This is a genomic window from Flavobacterium pokkalii, assembly GCF_014596575.1.
Lineage (GTDB): Bacteria > Bacteroidota > Bacteroidia > Flavobacteriales > Flavobacteriaceae > Flavobacterium > Flavobacterium pokkalii.
In genome coordinates this window covers 69,022-88,873 of sequence record NZ_NASZ01000004.1, presented here as the reverse complement: position 1 = coordinate 88,873, position 19,852 = coordinate 69,022, and the positions used below count along the sequence as shown (strand labels likewise).

The following is a 19,852-nucleotide window of genomic DNA, read 5'->3' as shown; positions in this document are numbered from 1 at the left end:
GTTTTATTTGCAGAAATTTTTCAGATTTTTAACGGCACTCTGACTTCCCATTTGAGCGGCTTTTTGAAAATCTTCGCAGGCACTTTTAGGATCTTTCAGATGTACATTAGTCAATCCCCGCAGATTATACGTTAGATAATCAGCGGCATTATATTTTATGGTTACATTGCAGTCTTTTAGAGCCGCTTTGTAATCCTGAAGTTTGTAATAAATGTTGGCTCTGGTGGTGTAAGCATACATATTGTCGTCTTGTATTTCCAAGGTTTTATTAACGTCTTCCAGTGCGCCTTTAAGGTCGTTTAGTTTAATTTTTTCGATACTTCTGTTCAGATAAGCATTATCAAAAGCAGGTCGGAGTTTTATGGCTTTGTCATAATCGGCAATGGCGGCTTTTGGATTTCCGGCTTTCGATTTTTTTAATGCCTGGTCAAAATAGTTTTCAGCTGTTTGACTCCAACTAAAAGCGGATAAAAACAGTAAGCAGATTAAAAGTGGTTTTTTCATGATGATTTTTTGAAGGTAACGGGAAGTGCAAAGAGAAAATTGTTAGCTAGTAAATTTTATTTTGTGTTTTTTTTTTAAATATGTTCTTTTAGGCTTCATTTTTGATACAATTCTGCAATTGTATTTAAAATTGTATTTTTAACACCTATAAAAATTTGCTGTCAAAATATTGATAGCCAACCTAAGATTAATAGTATATGAAAACAAAAAAAATTAAAGTGGCCCTGTTAGTGGCTTTTATGGCTTTTAGTGCGTTTGCAAATGCGCAAACCGTTACTGATGAAGATGCTGCAAAAGCAAAAGAGTGGATTCATTCTTTAGAATTAAATAATAGTGAAAAAGAAAGCCGATTGGTTCAGGTAGTGTCAACTCATTTGGCTACGGTGAAAGAATGGCATAATTCGCATCCTTTTTCGACGGTTCCTGCCGGAATTAATCCACTAGACGGAAAACCGCTTTCTGATTTACACCGACAAATTATTGCTGATTCGGCCATGCCTTCTACGGTACATCAAAATTTAATGGATGGATTGCGTAAAGATTTATCAGAGGAACAGGTGGCTTTGGTTTTGGATAAATATACCATCGGAAAGGTGGCTTTTACGATGAAAGGATATGAAGCAATCGTGCCTAATTTGACAGCAACAGAAAGAGCTGAAATTCAAAAAATGTTAGAAAAAGCACGTGAACAGGCGGTGGATTATAAAAGTATGAAAGAGATTTCGGCAATTTTCGAAATTTATAAAACACAGGCGGAGCAATATTTAAATAATCACGGTCGTAACTGGCGTCAGATGTTTAGTGATTATGTTAAGAAAGTAAAAGCTGAAAAAGCAGCTGCAGCAGCTAAAAAGCAGAACTAAAGGAAGAATTGTCTTTTGACAATATTCATAAAAAAAGGTCTTTAACGTTAAAATTAAAGACCTTTTTTGGGTAAAAATGGGAAAATTATTTCACAGTAATTTGGTATGTTGCCATTTTCCAGATGGAATCGAAAGGTTTTCCGTTGTGTTCTCCGCTTTTTTTCTCGGTTTGTGTGAACTCAATCATATAATTTCCAGACCAGATTGGTGTAAATGAAAATTCACCATTTTCATTTGTCCACAATTCTTTTTCCCAACCGTTTGGCGCAATAACTTTAATTTTTTGCTCTTTAGCGATGGCTTCGTTGTATAGGGCAATGGAGGTTATTTTTGAGTTTTTAGACAAAGCAACAGCATTTTCAGTAAAAACGCTTATTTTATTCGTGTTAGAAACGGCTTCGTTTCCGACCAAGTTTTTGCCTACTGCAATAGTAGCGCTGGAGTTGTAATCCAGAATCATTGTTCCGTAAACATCTTTTACAGTGTGTTGCATTACAACGGTGTAAACACCTTCTTCTTCAGGTGTAAAAAACACCTGGTATTTGTTTTCTAAAGCATTTGGTTTCAACGAGATTTCTTTTTTAGATGGACTAATTACTAATAATTTGAAATCTTTTAAATCAGAAAACCATTTTTCGGTTTTAGTAATGTCGTTTTCTGAAAATTCTCCAAAAAACACCGAGATCTCCTGAGGTTTTCCCTTTGTCCCTGTGGCTTTGGTTTCAATCCATAAAGCATGAGCAAGTAGTGACGGGCTAACTGTTAGTGCCAAAAAAAGAATTATACTTTTCAAAAAGTTTGTTTTCATAAATGTGTGATTTAAATTAATTTGGAATGGCAAATATAAAATTATTTGTTTATTTAGAATAAATAAAAATAAATTAGCAATAAATAAAAAAAAAACAGCAATCTTTAATTTTTAAGATTGCTGTTTTGCGAATAAGTTAGAATGAAATTCGAACTATTTTTTAGAAGATTTAAGAATACTTTCAGAATAATTTTATGCATTTAAAATAAAATAAACATTTGTTTATGCCAGATGGGTTTGTTAGCTGATTAGTAAAGGGGTCTTGCGCATTTATGGATAGCTGTATTATTGTTTTCTTAATTTATTATGGTTGTTATTTTATAATTGTAAAAAAAAGACAAGAATATTTTTTATAAAAAAATAAAAAATAACAAACAACCGATTGCGTTATTTTATATATTTGTATTCTTATTAAGCTAAAATTGATTTTATGTATTCGTAGAAGTATTTATAGTTTAATAATTTATTAACTAACCAATTAATTTTTTTTTATGATTAACTATTTTAATATTAAGAGGGAAATTCTTTATCAAAGACAGTTTAGTTTTATTGTGCTGATGTTTTTTGTTTTTTCTATTGGAGCAAAAGCGCAATCGGTTGTTTCAGGAGTAGTGTCGGATGTTAATGGTCCAATTCCTGGTGCTAATGTTTTAATCAAAGGGACTAATACAGGTGTAATGACAAATTTTGATGGGGCATATTCTATTAAAGGAGTACCTTCGAATGCAGTTCTTGTATTTAGTTTTGTGGGGTTGGAGAGTAAAGAAGTTGTGGTAAAAGGACAAACGAAGATCAATGTAACTTTACAAGAAGGAGCTAAAACTTTGAAAGAAGTTGTAGTAATAGGTTATGGAACGCAACGAAAAGAAGCTGTGACCGGATCTGTAGCCTCGATAGGAGGAAAAGAGTTAAATGAAGTGCAAGCAGCAAACGTGACACAAGCATTACAAGGTAGAGTAGCAGGGGTTGAATTAACTCAGACCTCTAGTAAACCTGGAGCTGCTATGCAAATTCGAATTCGAGGAACCAGATCTCTTACAGGGGATAATGATCCGTTGGTGGTACTTGATGGAGTTCCATTCGGAGGTCAGATAGGAGATATTAATCCTGTTGACATCAAGTCTGTTGATATTTTAAAAGATGCTTCTGCAACTGCAATTTATGGTTCCAGAGGAGCAAATGGAGTTATCTTGATTACTACGAATAAAGGTTATAAAAATCAAAAAGCCAGATTTTCTTATAATGGATTTAGTGGTATTAAACAGACTTTTGGTAAATATGATATGATGGATGGTACTAAGTTTGCTGCATTACGTGATTATTCAACTTTATATTCAGACGGGGTTGATGAATCAAGAAATACTAACATAGACTGGCAGGATTTGTTATATGGTTCTGGTGAAATGTCAAGTCATGATGTAAGTGTTTCCGGTGGTACTGAGTTTGGTTCATATAGTGCTGGTTTGGGCTATTATAAAGAAGAGGCTGTCTTACCAGGTCAAAAATATGAACGTTTTAATCTTAGAGGAAGTTTAGACCAACAAATTGGAAAAATTTTTCGTATTGGATTCACCACAAATAGTAACTATGCAGTCACTAATGGAGATAATATTGGTACAGGTACTATCTTAGGAACATCTCCTTTAGCTAATCCGTATAATGAAGATGGATCTTTGAAAAGAACTGTTAGAATGGGGGCTGATGAAAACTGGGTTTATACCAGAAAAACTATCGAGGGGTTAGGAGATTCTTATGTTAATCAAACCAGAGCATTTAGTTCCTATAATAATATTTTTGCAGAGGTAAAAATACCCGGAATAGAAGGATTGAAGTACCGATTAAATACCGGATTAAATTTTCGTACTTCTAACAGTGGATATTATGAAGGTTTTGGTGTATTTGATGTAAATCCAACAACGATTTCAAATGCATCCATTAGTAATACATTGTCAACACAATGGCTTATTGAGAACCTGTTGACTTATGATAAGACTTTTGCCGAAAAACATACCATCAATTTTGTTGGCTTATATTCAAATGAACAACGTACTAGCAACAGTTCCCGAATAACAAGAAACGGCATTACTTCGGATGCATTTCAGTTTTACAACTTAGGTCAGAGTGAAGAAGAAGCCGTTATAAACCCTGGAGACCAGGATTATACACAGTGGGGGTTAACCTCCTATATGGCGAGATTAATGTATTCCTATAATAATAAATATTTTATTTCCGGAACAGTTCGTTCAGATGGTTCGTCAAGATTGGCTCCGGGCAATAAATGGTTTACTTATCCAGCTGTTTCTGCAGGATGGACAGTTTCGAATGAATCTTTTATGAAAGAAAAATCATGGATTAATCTATTGAAATTGCGTGCGGGATATGGAAAAACTTCTAATCAGGCAGTAGCTCCGTATTCAACTTTAGGGGCTTTAGGTACCAGACCGTATAATTTTGGAAGTACAAACTCTACAGGAGTATATGTTACTCAAGCTCCTAACCCGAATTTAGGATGGGAATTCTCTACAACCTGGAATTATGGATTGGATTTTGGGTTCTTTAATAATCGTTTATCAGGAACAATTGAGTATTATACAACACATACAACCGATGTCCTGCAAAGTGTGAATCTGCCACCAACAGGAGGTGTGAGCAGTTATGTTGCAAATATTGGAGAGACTGAAAATAAAGGTTTCGAAATAGCATTAAACGGTGTTATTCTAGATAATCCTAAAGGGTTAACTTGGACAGTTGGTTTTAACCTGTATGCTAACAATAACAAACTAGTTAAACTGGCGTCAGGAGCTACAAAAGATGAGGGAAATAGCTGGTTTGTAGGTCATAATATCAATTCTATTTATGATTATCAAAAAGTAGGCATCTGGCAGGAAGGGGATCCTTATATGTCTATATACGAACCAGGTCCTACCGGAATTGATCAACAAGGAACGGTGGTTGGATCTATTAAAGTTAAATATACAGGAGATTTTAATCCAGATGGTTCACCAACACGTGCAATTAATGCTAGTGATAGACAAATTATTGATACAGATCCTGATTTTCAAGGTGGATTTAATACTAATTTGACATATAAAGGTTTTGATTTTTCGGCTGTTGGTGCGTTTAAAAGTGGCGGAGTTTTAATTAGTACACTTTATGGTGGAGCGAGTTATCTTAATCTTCTTAATGGTAGAAGAAGTAATGTTGATGTAGATTACTGGACACCGGATAATAGGGATGCTGAATTCCCTAATCCAAGAGGTATTAGAAGTGGAGATAATCCGAAGTATATGTCAACTATGGGGTATTTTGACGCATCGTATGTAAAAATCAGAGCAATAACGCTAGGGTATACATTGGATCAGCAGTTTATAAGAGATTTAGGTATTGAAAAACTAAGACTTTATGTTACAGCACAAAATCCTTTTGTACTGTTCTCTCCGTACCATAAAATGTCTGGAATGGATCCGGAACCAAATTCATTAGGAAATGAAAATCAGGCAGTAGCGTCATACAATAGCAGGTTTCCGATTATTGGTACAAACACGCCTTCAACTAGAAATTATTTATTTGGACTTAATTTAACATTTTAATTTGCAAGAGCTATGAAACGATATATTTTAAGAAGAATAATTATAGGCTCAGTAGTTTTATTCTCTTTTGCAGGGTGCTCTGATATTTTAGAAGAAAAGCCACATGATTTTTATGAGCCAGGCTATTTTAAAACAGAGCAGGGAGTAATACAGGGATTAACTTCACATTATGCACATTTGCGCTGGATTTACGGACAAGCTTATTATTACAATTCTGTCCAAACGGGTACAGATGAACATACCTATGCACAAAGTGCTGATGGTAATTTTAAAGATCACGATTTGTCGGGTGTTGGAGTAATCAACCCAACGTCTAGTAGAGCTGATGTTGTTTGGAATAATTCCTATAATGATATCAATACTGCCAGCGGAATTATTGAAAATGGAGCAGCAGTGGGAGTGGCAAACAGCTTAATTGCTGAGTCCAGATTTTTTAGAGCTTTTGATTATTTTTTACTAGTGCAGAATTTTGGCGGTGTACCTTTAGATTTAGGAGCTGGCGAATTGAAATTTAATACTAAACCATCAAGATCTTCTAAACGAAATACAGTATCTGAGGTTTACACTAAAGCTATTTTTCCGGATTTAGTAATTGCAGTTAATGAATTGCCTGATACTCCAAGATTAACAGGAACAGCAACAAAAACGTTAGCTCGTTTGTATCTGGCAAAAGCATATTTGACATATGCCTGGTGGTTAGAAAATCCAAATAATATTCCAACTTATCCAGATACACCTAGAACTGATCCAGACGGACATAATTCACAATGGTACTTTCAAAAAGCTTATGATATTGCATTAGAGGGTATTAATAATCCAGGTTCATATGGTTTATTAGATTATTATTATGATGTTAATTTAGGGGCTAATGATCGTAATAAAGAAATGATGTTATATGCTGATCATACTGAAGAAAGTGAATATTACAACGGAGGAAGTCTTTCTTATGGAAGTGGTGGCTCACCAGATAATTTTGCAGGTTGGATGGGAACATGGAATTATACCGCAATAAGAAGTAAAAATGCATCTGGGACATCAGTTTCTAGCGTTCAGCGTGCCGCGGATCAATTTTTAGGACGACCTTGGACAAGAATGGCTCCACCTATAGAAGTATTCACTAAAACGTTTGCTGATAAAACTAATGATTCCAGATATGATGGAACATTTACAGCAGTATATCGTGGAAACTGGAATCTAAAAGGTACAGGTTTGACTGATGTAACAACTCTTTTTAATGCTAATTCATTAGCTGTAACTCCTAATAGTGCAATTCTAACTTTTTTAAATGATGAACCAACCACAGCAATTTCATATCCTTCAGGAGCAGGTGATAGTGGTGTAGGCGCAGGAGTTTTACCAGGCAGGTCTGATTATGTTATTTCTCCACAAGGAATAAGTAGAATTGTGTATCCTGGGTTATGGAAATTAGGACCATATCGTACCGATAATGATGGAGGATTAGGACAACCTAATGCAGGAAGTACAAGACCTTTCCCGATAGCTAAATTCTCAGAACTTTATTTTGTTGCAGCTGAAGCAGCAGTAAAAGGAGCGACTGGTTCTATGACTGCGAGAAATCTTATCAATGTAATTCGTGCTCGTGCAGGAAAATGGCGTTGGGATAATAATGGTAATATGGCTAAAAATGCAGATAATAGTATTTTATTAACCAGTGCGACCCCTGCAATAATTGATATTAATTATATTTTGGCAGAGCGTTCACGCGAATACTATGGAGAAGGCTATCGCTGGTATGATTTAGTAAGAACTCAAAAATGGAATGAACTTGCAGGCACTTACTCGATTGGTGGTTCGAATTATGGTCAGCATACGCCACAGCTTGTTACCAGAACTATTGAGCCTTATCACTATTTACGTCCTATTCCTCAGGGACAGATAGATTTAATGGAAATGAGTGATGCAGAGAAAGCTGCTTATCAAAATCCGGGATATAATAATTAATTAAAACTCGTTGGGTGAAATTATCAAAAAATAATTTCATCCAACTGGTTAATTAAAAGCACTTTTCAAATTAAAGAAATAGTAAAAGAATTTAAGAATTCATTTAATAATTTGGTTAATGTTTGTTTTTTACGTGAGAAGTCGGGAGCTGGTTACTCTCGGCTTTTTAATTAATTTGTTTTAGAGTTGGACAAAAGTTATTTTAAGTTAATGCGATAAATTTTTTTGCTCTTTTTTATAAGTGTTTTTTAAACACATATTTTGAAGAGTTGGATTGTTTTAACTCGAATAAAAAATAAAATTTATGATGAGAAAAATAATAGTAATGCTTTTTTTAATTAGGGTGTCTTTCATTTATCCTCAATATAATCAGGAGCTTAAATTGTGGTATAATCAGCCCTCGGGAAAGGTTTGGGAAAACGCATTACCAATTGGAAATGGATTTTTAGGTGCAATGGTTTATGGTAATGTGAGCAATGAAATTATTCAATTAAATGAAAACACGGTTTGGAGTGGTGGCCCTAACAGAAACGACAATCCGAAAGCCTTAGCAGTGTTACCGGAACTTCAAAAAATGATTTTTGAAGGAAAATATAAAGAGGCAGAAAAATTAGCTAATGAAGCATTTGTATCTAAAAAATCACACGGGCAAATGTTTCAATCGGTTGGAAATTTGAATTTAAATTTTGAAGGGCATGAAAAATATTCTAATTACAGAAGGGAATTGGATATAGAAAAAGCAATAGCAAAAACTTCTTATCAGGTTGATGGAGTAACTTATACCAGAGAGGCTTTTGTTTCTTTTACCAATAAAGTGATAATACTCCATCTAACTAGTAGCAAAAAAGGAAGCATTTCGTTTACTACTGCTTATACTTCTCCTCATAAAATAAAGAAATTTAAAGTAAATAAAAATAAAGATCTCGAAATTTCAGGTACTACAAGCGATCATGAAGGGGTGAAAGGTTTGATTCGATTTAAAGGAATTACTCGTGTAAAATTAGAGGGAGGAAAATTAATTCAAAAAGATTCTTCTCTTATCGTAAAAGGAGCCAATGCCGCAACTTTATTTATAAGCATTGCAACAAATTTTAATAATTATCAAGATGTAAACGGTGATGAAAATCAAAGAGCAATTGAGGAAATTAAAAAAGTTTCAGGTAAATCTTTTTCGGTATTAAAAAAGGAACATGTTTTAGCGTATCAAAAATATTTTAATAGGGTGCAATTGGATTTAGGAACGACTCCAGCTGCTAATTTACCAACAGATGAGCGTTTGAAAAATTTTAGAAATACCAATGATCCTCAATTTGTAGCATTGTATTATCAGTACGGTCGCTATTTACTGATTTCGTCTTCTCAGCCTGGAGGACAACCTGCTAATTTACAGGGAATTTGGAATAATAGTTTAAGACCTGCCTGGGATAGTAAATATACAATCAATATTAATACAGAAATGAATTACTGGCCAGCGGAAAAAACGAATTTGTCTGAAATGCATCAGCCTTTATTTGAAATGATAAAAGATTTAGCAGTTACCGGACAAGAAACAGCTAAAACAATGTATGGAGCCAGTGGTTGGATGGCTCATCATAATACAGATATCTGGCGCATTACCGGAGCTGTAGATGGTGCATTCTGGGGACTTTGGACAATGGGTGGCGGATGGCTTAGTCAGCATTTATGGGAACATTATCTTTATACAGGAGATCAGAAGTTTTTAGAATCGGTTTATCCGGTTTTAAAAGGTGCGGCTCTATTTTACGCCGATTTTTTAGTGGAGCATCCAAAATATAAATGGTTAGTGATAAACCCGGGCAATTCTCCTGAGAATGCTCCGATTGCTCATAATGGCACTTCGTTAGATGCCGGGACAACAATGGATACGCAGATTGTTTATGATGTTTTTAGTACGACAATTCGAGCGGCACAAATTTTAAATTATGATAAAGAATTAATCGAAACATTAGAGCAAAAGCGAAGTCATTTGGCTCCAATGCATATTGGTAAACATAATCAACTTCAGGAATGGCTTGATGATATTGATAGTCCAAAGGATAATCATCGTCATATTTCACACCTATATGGTTTGTTTCCTTCTAATCAAATTTCGTCTTACAGAACTCCCGAATTATTTGCCGCATCCCGAAATACTTTATTGCAGCGTGGAGACGTATCTACTGGTTGGAGTATGGGTTGGAAAATTAATTGGTGGGCAAAGATGCAGGATGGAAATCATGCGTATCAATTAATACAGAATCAACTAACACCTTTAGGAGTAAATGCCGATGGAGGCGGAACCTATAACAATCTATTTGATGCACATCCGCCTTTTCAGATTGATGGAAATTTTGGTTGCACTTCCGGAATTACCGAGATGTTAGTGCAAAGTTCCGATGGAGCTGTTCATTTACTTCCGGCTTTACCAGAAGTTTGGCAGGAAGGAAGTGTCAAAGGAATTAAAGCAAGAGGAGGATTTGAGATTGTAGAAATGCGCTGGAAAAATGCTAAAATTAAAAAGCTGATTATAAAATCAAATCTAGGAGGAAACCTTCGATTGCGTTTGCCTAACGGAATAAAACTAAAGTCAGGTGAAGTTTTATTGGAAGCAAAGGGCAAAAATTTAAATCCTTTTTATTTTGTTGATGAAACAATGCCGCCGATTATTTCTAAAGAATCAAGTATAAAATCTTTGGAATTAAAACCAACTATTTTAGTCGATTTAGCTACTCAAAAAGATTCTACATATCAATTTGAATCTGAATAATCTATTAAAATTAACCATAACCAACTTGAATTATGAAAAATAAATTACATCAGCTTTCTTTTATTATGATCTTGCTTTTAGGAGTCAATTTATTTGCCCAAAAGCCTAATCCAAAATTTTATATCTATTTGTGCCTTGGACAATCAAATATGGAAGGGAATGCTAAGTTTGAACCACAAGATACCATTGTAAATAGTAGATTTCAGGTTTTGGAAGCTGTAGATTGTGATAATTTGCATAGAAAAAAAGGCAATTGGTATACTGCTGTTCCGCCTTTAAGCCGTTGTACTACAGGATTGACTCCATCCGATTATTTTGGAAGAGAAATGATAGCTAATTTGCCTGATGATGTAAAAGTTGGAGTCATCAATGTAGCTGTTGGTGGCTGTAAAATTGAACTTTTTGACAAAGATAATTATGAATCCTATGTAAGTACATCGCCAGATTGGTTAAAAAACACGGTGGCACAGTATGATGGAAATCCTTATGCCAGATTAGTGGAAATGGCTAAAATTGCTCAAAAAACGGGTGTAATAAAAGGAATATTATTACATCAGGGAGAATCTAATACAGGTGATACACTTTGGACCAAAAAAGTAAAAGTGGTGTATGATAATTTGTTGAAAGATTTAAATCTGAAAGCCGAATCGACTCCATTATTAGCCGGAGAAGTGGTTCATGCAGATCAAGGGGGAGTATGTGCCAGCATGAACAAAATCATTGCTACTTTACCAGAAGTTATTCCAAATTCTTATGTGATTTCTTCAAGCGGTTGTCCAGATGCTAAAGATAATCTTCATTTCACGGCTGAAGGGTATAGAATGTTAGGAAAACGATATGCTGCAAAAATGCTTGAATTAACGAAAAATAAATAAGAGTATGAAATTCAGAATATATGTATTTATTGGATTTTTCTTTGGAATACTTACGGCTTTTTCCCAGCAATTAAAATTACAATCCCCAAATAAAAAAAATAGGGTGGAATTGTTCTCTATGAATGCTGGTAATAGAGGCGAATGGTATCTGAAAGTATCCTACAATACAGATAATAATACATCTGAAATTCTTCCAAAAGTACATCTTGGACTGTCTCGAAATGATCAGGATTTTTCGAAAGAACTTCTTTTTTTAAAGGCAAGTAAATCAAAAAGCATAAAGGAACATTATGAACTTCCCTTTGGAAAAAAAGCAGTGCGTGATAATGAAGCCAACGAAGTGGTGATCTCATTTGAAAATCCAAGCAAAGCTAAATTAAATCTTATCATTAGAGCTTATAATGACGGAATTACTTTTCGATATGAATTTCCTGAAAAAAAAGGAACTTATAGTTTAAAAGATGAATTTACTGCGTATGAAATTCCAAATAAAAGTATGCGATGGTTAGAAAAATGGAATTCTGCCAATGAAGGTTTGTATGCTGCTTCTAGTGAAGATAAATTGCAGCAACAAGAGTGGTGCTATCCTGCCTTATTCAATTCTGTTGACAAATCCTGTTGGTATTTGCTACACGAAGCTGATTTAGACCGCAATTATTGTGGAACAAAATTAAGTAATACGCAGGATGTAAATACATATAAACTTACTTTTCCGGATCCCAGAGATGGTAGAGGAACAGGAGAATCAAATCCGAGTATTACGCTTCCATGGCAATCACCTTGGAGGGTCATTACAATTGGTAGTTTGGCTGATATTGTAGAAAGCACTTTGGTTGAAGATGTATCGACTCCTACTCGTTTTAAAAATACAGATTGGGTGAAACCAGGAAAAGTATCCTGGAATTATTGGTCGAGTAATCACGGAACGAAAGATTATAAAATTGTTTGCGAGTTTGCTGATTTGGCTGTAAAAATGAATTGGCCTTATACCCTTTTAGACTGGGAATGGGACGGAATGACAAACGGCGGAAATCTTGAAGACGCCTTGAAATACATTCATTCTAAAGGTATAAAACCGTTGATGTGGTATAATTCCGGAGGAGATCATACCTGGGTTTCTTCTACTCCAAAAGACCGTATGCTTACCCATGAAAATCGAGTGGAAGAATTTACAAAATTGAAAAAATTAGGTGTTGCTGGGGTTAAAATCGATTTTTTTGAAAGCGAAAAGCAAAATATGATACAATACTATCTTGATATTTTGGAAGATGCTGCCCAATTTGAAATGATGGTTTATTTTCATGGATGTATTGTACCTCGTGGTTGGTCTCGAACCTATCCTAATTTGATGACTTACGAAGCTGTACGTGGAGCCGAATGGTATAATAATGGCCCTGAATTCAGTGTAACAGCACCAGAGCATAATACTATTTTACCTTTTACAAGAAATATTGTTGGAGCAATGGATTATACGCCTGTTACGTTTACCAATTCGCAATTTCCGCATCATACTTCTTACGGACATGAATTGGCACTTTCCGTAATTTTCGAATCACCTTTGCAACATTTGGCAGACAGACCAGAAGGCTATTATGAACTTCCTGATGAAGCCAAAACTTTTTTGAAGGACGTGCCAACAGCTTGGGATAACACCAAACTTATTGATGGTTATCCGGGGCAAGAAGTTACTATGGCACGACAAAAAGGGGATACTTGGTATATTGGTGGAATTAGTGCTTCTGAGCGTCAGGAAAAAACAAAGAAAATCAAGTTGGACTTTTTGAAAGAAGGGATGAGTTATCGAGCCGTTATCATTGCTGATGGTAAGCACGATAAGGATTTTAATTCACAAGTAATGGTAGTAGATAAAACAAATACTATTGACGTAAAACTACTCCGTAGAGGTGGTTTTGTAGTTTCTTTAAATCCAATTCGAAATTAATATTAACGATAAATCTGAATGAAAAGATTGCTACATATATTGTTTTTAAGCCTTCTGGCTACTTCAATTAGTGCCCAGCAGTATAAAAAGCACACTTTAACGAAAGAAGGATTGTCTATAGATTTATCTGAGGGGGTTTTAAAAATAATTCCTCTTACAAATCAATCCGTAAGAGTACAATATGAAATTGGAAATGCAAAAGAAACGCAACAGTTTGTTTTAATAAATAAACCAAAAACACCAATTTTCAAATTAAAAGAAAGTGCCAATGATTTAAAACTTTCAACAAAAGAAATTACGGTTACATTCGATAAAAAAACTACAGTAATTCAGTATTTGGATAAATCTGGAAAAGTATTCCTTAGCGAAAAAGCTAATACAAGGTCATTGAAACCAAATACCATTATGGGAGAATCTTGTTTTGTAGCTGAACAAGGATTTGAATCGCCTCAAGATGAATATTTGTTTGGATTAGGACAATTTCAGGATGGTTTTTACAATTTAAAAAATACTACTAGAAAGTTAATTCAGGTCAATACACAAATTGCCATTCCATTTTTAGTTTCTAATAAAGGCTATGGTTTATTATGGCATCAATATGGTTTGACTAATTTTAATCCGAGTAACCAAAACATTTCATTGGTTAAAAATGATATAAAAGACGGCGAAAAACGCGAAGTTGAAGTAACAACTACTTCTGGAACACAGCGTGTTTCCCAACAGCAATCCATTTATACGGGTAGTTTTTTAGTAGCAAAAGAAGGAGAATATTCTGTTATGCTTGATCTGGGAGATATGGACAGCCGCCATTTGGTTTTGATTGATGATATAGATGTTATTAATCAATCTAATTTATGGCTTCCGCCGGCGGTGAGTAAATTAGTGAATTTGAAAGCAGGAAAACATACCGTAAAAGTCGTTTGTAAATCGAGTAACACACCAACACTTGGTTTAAAATTATCAAATAATGAAACCGTTTTTAATTCTCCCAATGCCAAATCACTGGATTATGTGGTTTTTGCAGGGAAAAATACGGATGAAATTATAGCGAATTACCGAAATCTTTCAGGAAATGTACCTATGTTACCAAAATGGGCTTTTGGTTTTTGGCAATGTCGCGAACGATATACTTCTGGAGAGCATTTGGTTTCTACTATCAAAGAATTTAGAAAGCGTAATTTACCAGTAGATGTCATTGTTCAGGATTGGCAATATTGGGGCAAATACGGTTGGGGAGTTCCAAAATTTGATGAAACTCATTATCCTAAACCAGAAAAATTCATCAAAGAATTGCACGATTTGAACACTCATTTTTCTATTTCTGTTTGGGAAAATTTGAATAAAGAATCTGAAATTGCAAAACCTTATTTAGCCAAAAATTTGTTCATCCCGAATAGTCCTTGGATCGATATTTATAATCCGGAAGCCCAAAAAACACATTGGAATGCACTCGACAAAAATCTGTTTGTTCTTGGTGTGGATTCTTGGTGGATGGATGCAACGGAACCTGAAAATGATGCATTAAAAGGCAAACAAACCTTTTTTGGTTTAGGTGATTTTTATCGATTAACGTATCCATTATTTGTCAGCAAAGCGGTGTATGAAGGACAAAGAAACACGAATCCGGACAAAAGGGTGGTTACCCTGACCCGTTCGGCATTTTTAGGGCAACAACGTTTTGGTACCATCAATTGGTCAGGAGATATTGGCTGGGATTGGGATACATACAAACGTCAAATAGTGGCGGGATTGAATTATAATCTTACCGGAATGCCCTATTGGACCACTGATATTGGAGGCTTTTTCCGTCCTGGTCCAGGACAATATAAAGACGAAAAGTATCACGAAATACTAACGCGTTGGTTTCAGTGGGCCGTTTTCAATCCAATATTCCGTATGCATGGCTATCAAACGGAAACGGAACCTTGGAAATATGGAGAAAAAGTGGAAAATAATATGAGGTCAATGATGAATTTAAGGTACCAATTGATGCCTTATATCTATTCTGAAGCTTGGCAGATTTCCAGTAATAATTCTACTTTGATGCGACCATTGTTAATGGATTTTAAAGAAGATACCAAAGCGGTAAGTCAAGCTTATGAATATATGTTTGGAAAAGCATTTCTGGTAGCACCAGTGACTGAGGCTAATGTTACTAACTGGAATGTGTATTTACCAAAGCAAACCGCTTGGTATGATTTCTGGACTGGAAAACAATTTGAAGGAGGACAAACAATTGCAACCGCTGCTCCATTAAATCAAATTCCGGTTTTTGTAAAAGAAGGTTCTATTGTTCCAATGGGCAAAGTAATTCAAAGCACTCAAGAGAAGCAAGATGAACTTGAAATCCGAATTTATACAGGTAAAGATGCAACTTTTACTTTGTATGATGATGAAGGAGATAATTACAATTACGAAAAGGGCAAACACATCGAAATACCTATAAGTTGGAACGAAAAGAGTCAAGTGTTAACTATTGATGATCAAAAAGGAAATTATAAAAATCAATTAAGAACTTATACGATGAATATTAAATGGATTTCAGAAAAAGAAACGGTCAGTAAAACAATTAAATATTCAGCGAAGAAAGTAGTGCTAACAAAAGAATAAAATAAATACCATTAGGTAATAACTATTATAACCAACCTAAAATAATTATAAATATGAAATTGAAAACTAAGATTGTATTGGCATTTTGTTGTTTGCCAATGATTGAAATGACAGCTCAAAATCCCATTATAAAACACATTTTTACTGCTGATCCGGCTCCAATTGTACATAATGATACTTTGTTTTTGTATACTGGTCATGACGTGGCAACAGAAGCAGATACCAATTATAAAATGTCCGATTGGCACGTATTTTCAACAACGGATATGGCCACTTGGAAAGATCACGGAGTACCACTTTCACCAAGTACTTTTTCATGGGCTACAGGTGATGCTTATGCTGCTCAATGTATAGAGCGAAATGGTAAATTTTACTGGTTTGTTTCTACTTTTCATAAAAAAGATGATGTTAGTGGCGGCGGAGCTGCCATTGGAGTTGCTGTTTCAGATAGGCCTACAGGACCTTTCAAAGATGCCATCGGAAAAGCACTTGTTATTAACGAAATGACTAAAGATTTACCGCATGCATGGGATGATATTGATCCTACTGTTTTTGTAGATGATGACGGACAGGCTTATATGTTTTGGGGAAATGGAAGTTGTAAATGGGTGAAATTGAAAGAGAATATGACTGAAATAGACGGTTCGATTACTGTTTTCAAACCTAAAAACTATATCGAAGGACCATGGGTTTACAAAAGAAAAGGGCTTTATTATTTAGTATATGCTAGTGCTGGTACAAAACCAGAAATGATAGAATATTGTACCGCAACAAGCATTACAGGACCTTGGACGTATCAAGGAATTATTCAGGAAAATGTACCTAATAGTTTTACTACTCATCCAGGTATCATTGACTATAAAGGAAAATCGTATTTCTTTTACCACAACGGAACTTTACCAACTGGAGGTAGTTATAGACGCTCTGTTTGTGTAGATTATATGTATTATAATGAGGACGGAACGATTCAAAAAGTAATACAAACTACTGATGGCGTTAAAAAAATCGAGTAATAATTAATTCAATTTAAATCTTTTATCCAATGATACATAAGAACAGGTTTATCTTCTCATGTTTGTTTATAATTATCCAAATGGTCGCTTTTGCACAAGAAAAAAAAGCACAAAATCCAATTATTTATGCTGATGTTCCGGATATGTCTATGATAAGAGTAGGAGATACGTATTATATGAGTAGCACTACCATGCACGTGAATCCAGGGGTTCCAATTATGAAATCTACTGATTTAGTCAATTGGAAATTGGTTAATTATGCCTATGAAACATTGGAAGATAATAACGATAGACTCAATTTAGATAACGGTAAAAATGATTATGGCAGAGGTTCTTGGGCTAGTTGTTTGCGTTACCAAAACGGAATGTATTATGTCAGTACTTTTTCAGGAACGACAGGTAGAACTTATATTTATTCAACAAAAGATATCGAAAAAGGACCTTGGAAAGAAATAGTTTTAAATAGTTCTTATCACGATCACTCTATTCTTTTTGATGATGATGGAAAAGTTTATCTGGTTTGGGGAGCAGGAAAACTTGAAATTATAGAGCTAAGTAAAGACCTTTCAGGTGTAAAAGAAGAAACAAAAAGAGTCTTGATTGAAAATGCCAGCGCACCTGCTGGAAATAACATTATGCTAAATTCTGAAGGTTCTCAACTTTTTAAGATAAACGGGAAATACTATTTATTTAATATTTGTTGGCCTCGTGGCGGAATGCGAACTGTAGTTATCCATCGTGCCGATAACATCAATGGTCCTTGGGAAGGAAAAGTGGGATTACAAGATCAGGGTGTGGCTCAAGGCGGACTTATAGATACTCCGGATGGCAGATGGTTTTCGTATTTATTTAAAGATAATGGAGGCGTTGGTCGTATTCCATACTTAGTTCCTGTACAATGGGAAAATGGTTGGCCAATTTTGGGAGAAAATGGGAAAGTTCCTGAATATTTAGATTTGCCAACTAGCAAAGGATTAATTCCTGGAATCGTAAATTCTGATGAATTTAATCGTAAAAAAGGAGATGCAGCTTTGCCTTTGGTTTGGCAGTGGAATCATAATCCGGATAATTCACTTTGGTCGGTTACAGAGCGAAAAGGCTATTTAAGATTAAAAACATCAAGAATAGACAGTAGTTTTGTTCAAGCCAAAAATACCTTAACTCAAAGAACTTTTGGACCAGAAAGTTCCGCAACGACACTTGTTGATGTTTCTAAAATGAATGAAGGAGATCTTGCCGGACTTTCTTTGTTACAAAAGCAATATGGTTTGATTGCTGTCAAAATTGAAAACGGTTCTAAAAAAATTGTAATGATTGATGCCGCACAAGACATTCCAAAAGAAATCGAAAGTGTTCCTTTAAATCAGGACAAAGTATATTTTAAAGCAGTATGTGATTTTAAAAATAGAGCAGATAAAGGACGGTTTTATTACAGTCTTGACGGAAAAAAATGGACTCCTATTGGAAACACGATAAACCTACCTTATACACTTCCGCATTTCATGGGGTATCGTTTTGGATTATTTAATTATGCAACTAAAAATCCAGGAGGATATGTTGATTTTGATTGGTTTAGGTTTAAAAATTAAATTTTAAAAGACAAAAATGAATGTAGGTAAAAATTTCAGGAGTGTATACTTGGTTAGAATGCGAGTTTTGATAATGCTTTTGCTAGTAATTGTTCCAGTTATGGGCAATAGTCAAAATAAAAATAAGAAAGATAAATCGGAATCCAAAAGGCCTCAATACCGTAACCTTTTTAAAGAAGCAGGCTATAGCCAAAAAGAAATAGACAATAAATTAGCGAAAGCCTATTATGATGTTTTTGAAGGTCCAACACGTGTCTATTTTCAGGATGGAGATTCTTTAGGTTATGTTTCTGATGTTAAAAATAAAGATTCCCGTACTGAAGGTATGTCCTATGGCATGATGGTCGCAGTTCAATTGGATAAAAAAGATGTTTTTGATCGTCTTTGGCGATGGTCTGTAAAATATATGCAACATCAAAAAGGGCCTAGAGAAGCCTATTTTTCCTGGAGTGTAAATCCGGAAACTAAAAAACAAAACTCACCGGGTTCAGCCTCTGATGGAGAATTGTATTATATAACGAGTTTACTTTTTGCTTCAAACAGATGGGGAAATGATACAGGGATTAATTATTACAAAGAAGCCCGACGTATTTTGGATGCGATGTGGAAAAAAGATGGTACTGGAAACATTTATAATATAATTAATGTAGAGCACAAACAAATTTCTTTTGTGCCGGAAGGAGGTGCGTACCTATGGACTGACCCTTCGTATCATTTGCCTGCTTTTTATGAAATTTGGGCATTGTATGCCAAAGACGGTCATGAACAATTTTATAGAGAATGTGCCGAAGTTTCTCGCGAATTTTTGCATAAAGCTTGCCATCCTGTAACAGGTTTAAATGCAGATTATACAAATTTTGATGGAACACCACATTCAACACCTTGGATGCCGGCAGCCTTTAGATACGATTCATGGCGTGTGCCAATGAATATTGCTATGGATTATTTATGGTACGGAAAAGACAAAAAATGGCAAGAAGAATATACTAAGAAATTTCAAAATTTCCTGAGATCAAAGGGATTAGATGTTTATGACGACCAGTTTAATTTAGATGGTTCTACACCCGATTTTATTCTACAAGCAGGACCGGTGAAAAAGCTCAGACATTCTGTTGGATTGGTTTCAACCACAGCAACCGCTTCATTGATGAATAATGATAAAGCGAGTTTGGATTTTGTTCACGCTATTTGGAATGCAAAATTAGAACCTTATGAAGATGGTTATTTTGATCCCTATTATGATGGTTTGATGCACCTATTTAGTTTAATGCACTTAAGTGGTAAATATCAAATTATTACTCCAAAATAAAATTATCTATTAACTAGAAA

Annotated in this window: 12 protein-coding genes; 10 read left to right on the top strand and 2 right to left on the bottom strand. The window is 34.8% G+C overall.

Features of this window, described 5'->3' with window-relative positions; all coding sequences use genetic code 11:
• Positions 1-3: 3 nt before the first annotated feature.
• Positions 4-504, bottom strand: coding sequence for a tetratricopeptide repeat protein (locus B6A10_RS04560; RefSeq protein ID WP_188219890.1), 501 nt, complete (start codon positions 502-504; stop codon positions 4-6).
• Positions 505-701: 197 nt separating this feature from the next.
• Here B6A10_RS04560 and B6A10_RS04555 point away from each other — a divergent pair, with 197 nt between their 5' ends.
• Positions 702-1,367 (top strand): DUF3826 domain-containing protein, encoded by a 666-nt coding sequence (locus B6A10_RS04555; RefSeq protein WP_188219889.1) that lies wholly within the window; start codon positions 702-704, stop codon positions 1,365-1,367.
• 85 nt (positions 1,368-1,452) lie between these two features.
• Here the strand turns inward: B6A10_RS04555 and B6A10_RS04550 are convergent, their stop codons facing one another.
• On the bottom strand, positions 1,453-2,175 hold the full coding sequence (locus B6A10_RS04550; protein WP_188219888.1) for a hypothetical protein: 723 nt from the start codon (positions 2,173-2,175) through the stop codon (positions 1,453-1,455).
• Positions 2,176-2,666: 491 nt separating this feature from the next.
• Here B6A10_RS04550 and B6A10_RS04545 point away from each other — a divergent pair, with 491 nt between their 5' ends.
• From B6A10_RS04545 to B6A10_RS04505, 9 genes are all read left to right on the top strand, one after another.
• Positions 2,667-5,765: a SusC/RagA family TonB-linked outer membrane protein gene (locus B6A10_RS04545; protein WP_194431812.1), complete on the top strand. Its 3,099-nt coding sequence runs from the start codon at positions 2,667-2,669 to the stop codon at positions 5,763-5,765.
• Between the two features lie 12 nt (positions 5,766-5,777).
• Entirely contained in the window at positions 5,778-7,727 is a 1,950-nt protein-coding gene (locus B6A10_RS04540) for a RagB/SusD family nutrient uptake outer membrane protein (protein ID WP_188219886.1), read from the top strand.
• Positions 7,728-8,031: 304 nt separating this feature from the next.
• On the top strand, positions 8,032-10,494 hold the full coding sequence (locus B6A10_RS04535; RefSeq protein WP_238929361.1) for a glycoside hydrolase family 95 protein: 2,463 nt from the start codon (positions 8,032-8,034) through the stop codon (positions 10,492-10,494).
• Between the two features lie 32 nt (positions 10,495-10,526).
• Positions 10,527-11,369, top strand: a complete 843-nt coding sequence (locus tag B6A10_RS04530; protein ID WP_188219885.1) for a sialate O-acetylesterase — start codon at positions 10,527-10,529, stop codon at positions 11,367-11,369.
• A gap of 4 nt (positions 11,370-11,373) precedes the next feature.
• Positions 11,374-13,311: a glycoside hydrolase family 97 protein gene (locus tag B6A10_RS04525; protein ID WP_188219884.1), complete on the top strand. Its 1,938-nt coding sequence runs from the start codon at positions 11,374-11,376 to the stop codon at positions 13,309-13,311.
• 18 nt (positions 13,312-13,329) lie between these two features.
• On the top strand, positions 13,330-15,921 hold the full coding sequence (locus B6A10_RS04520; protein WP_188219883.1) for a glycoside hydrolase family 31 protein: 2,592 nt from the start codon (positions 13,330-13,332) through the stop codon (positions 15,919-15,921).
• A gap of 53 nt (positions 15,922-15,974) precedes the next feature.
• A complete protein-coding gene (locus tag B6A10_RS04515; RefSeq protein ID WP_188219882.1) occupies positions 15,975-16,934 on the top strand; it encodes a glycoside hydrolase family 43 protein in 960 nt (319 codons plus the stop codon).
• 29 nt (positions 16,935-16,963) lie between these two features.
• The gene (locus tag B6A10_RS04510; protein WP_188219881.1) at positions 16,964-18,523 is read left to right on the top strand and encodes a glycoside hydrolase family 43 protein; all 1,560 of its coding nucleotides are present in this window, start codon (positions 16,964-16,966) and stop codon (positions 18,521-18,523) included.
• A 100-nt stretch (positions 18,524-18,623) separates the two neighbouring features.
• On the top strand, positions 18,624-19,832 hold the full coding sequence (locus tag B6A10_RS04505; protein WP_238929360.1) for a glycosyl hydrolase family 8: 1,209 nt from the start codon (positions 18,624-18,626) through the stop codon (positions 19,830-19,832).
• The last annotated feature ends 20 nt before the right edge of the window (positions 19,833-19,852 follow it).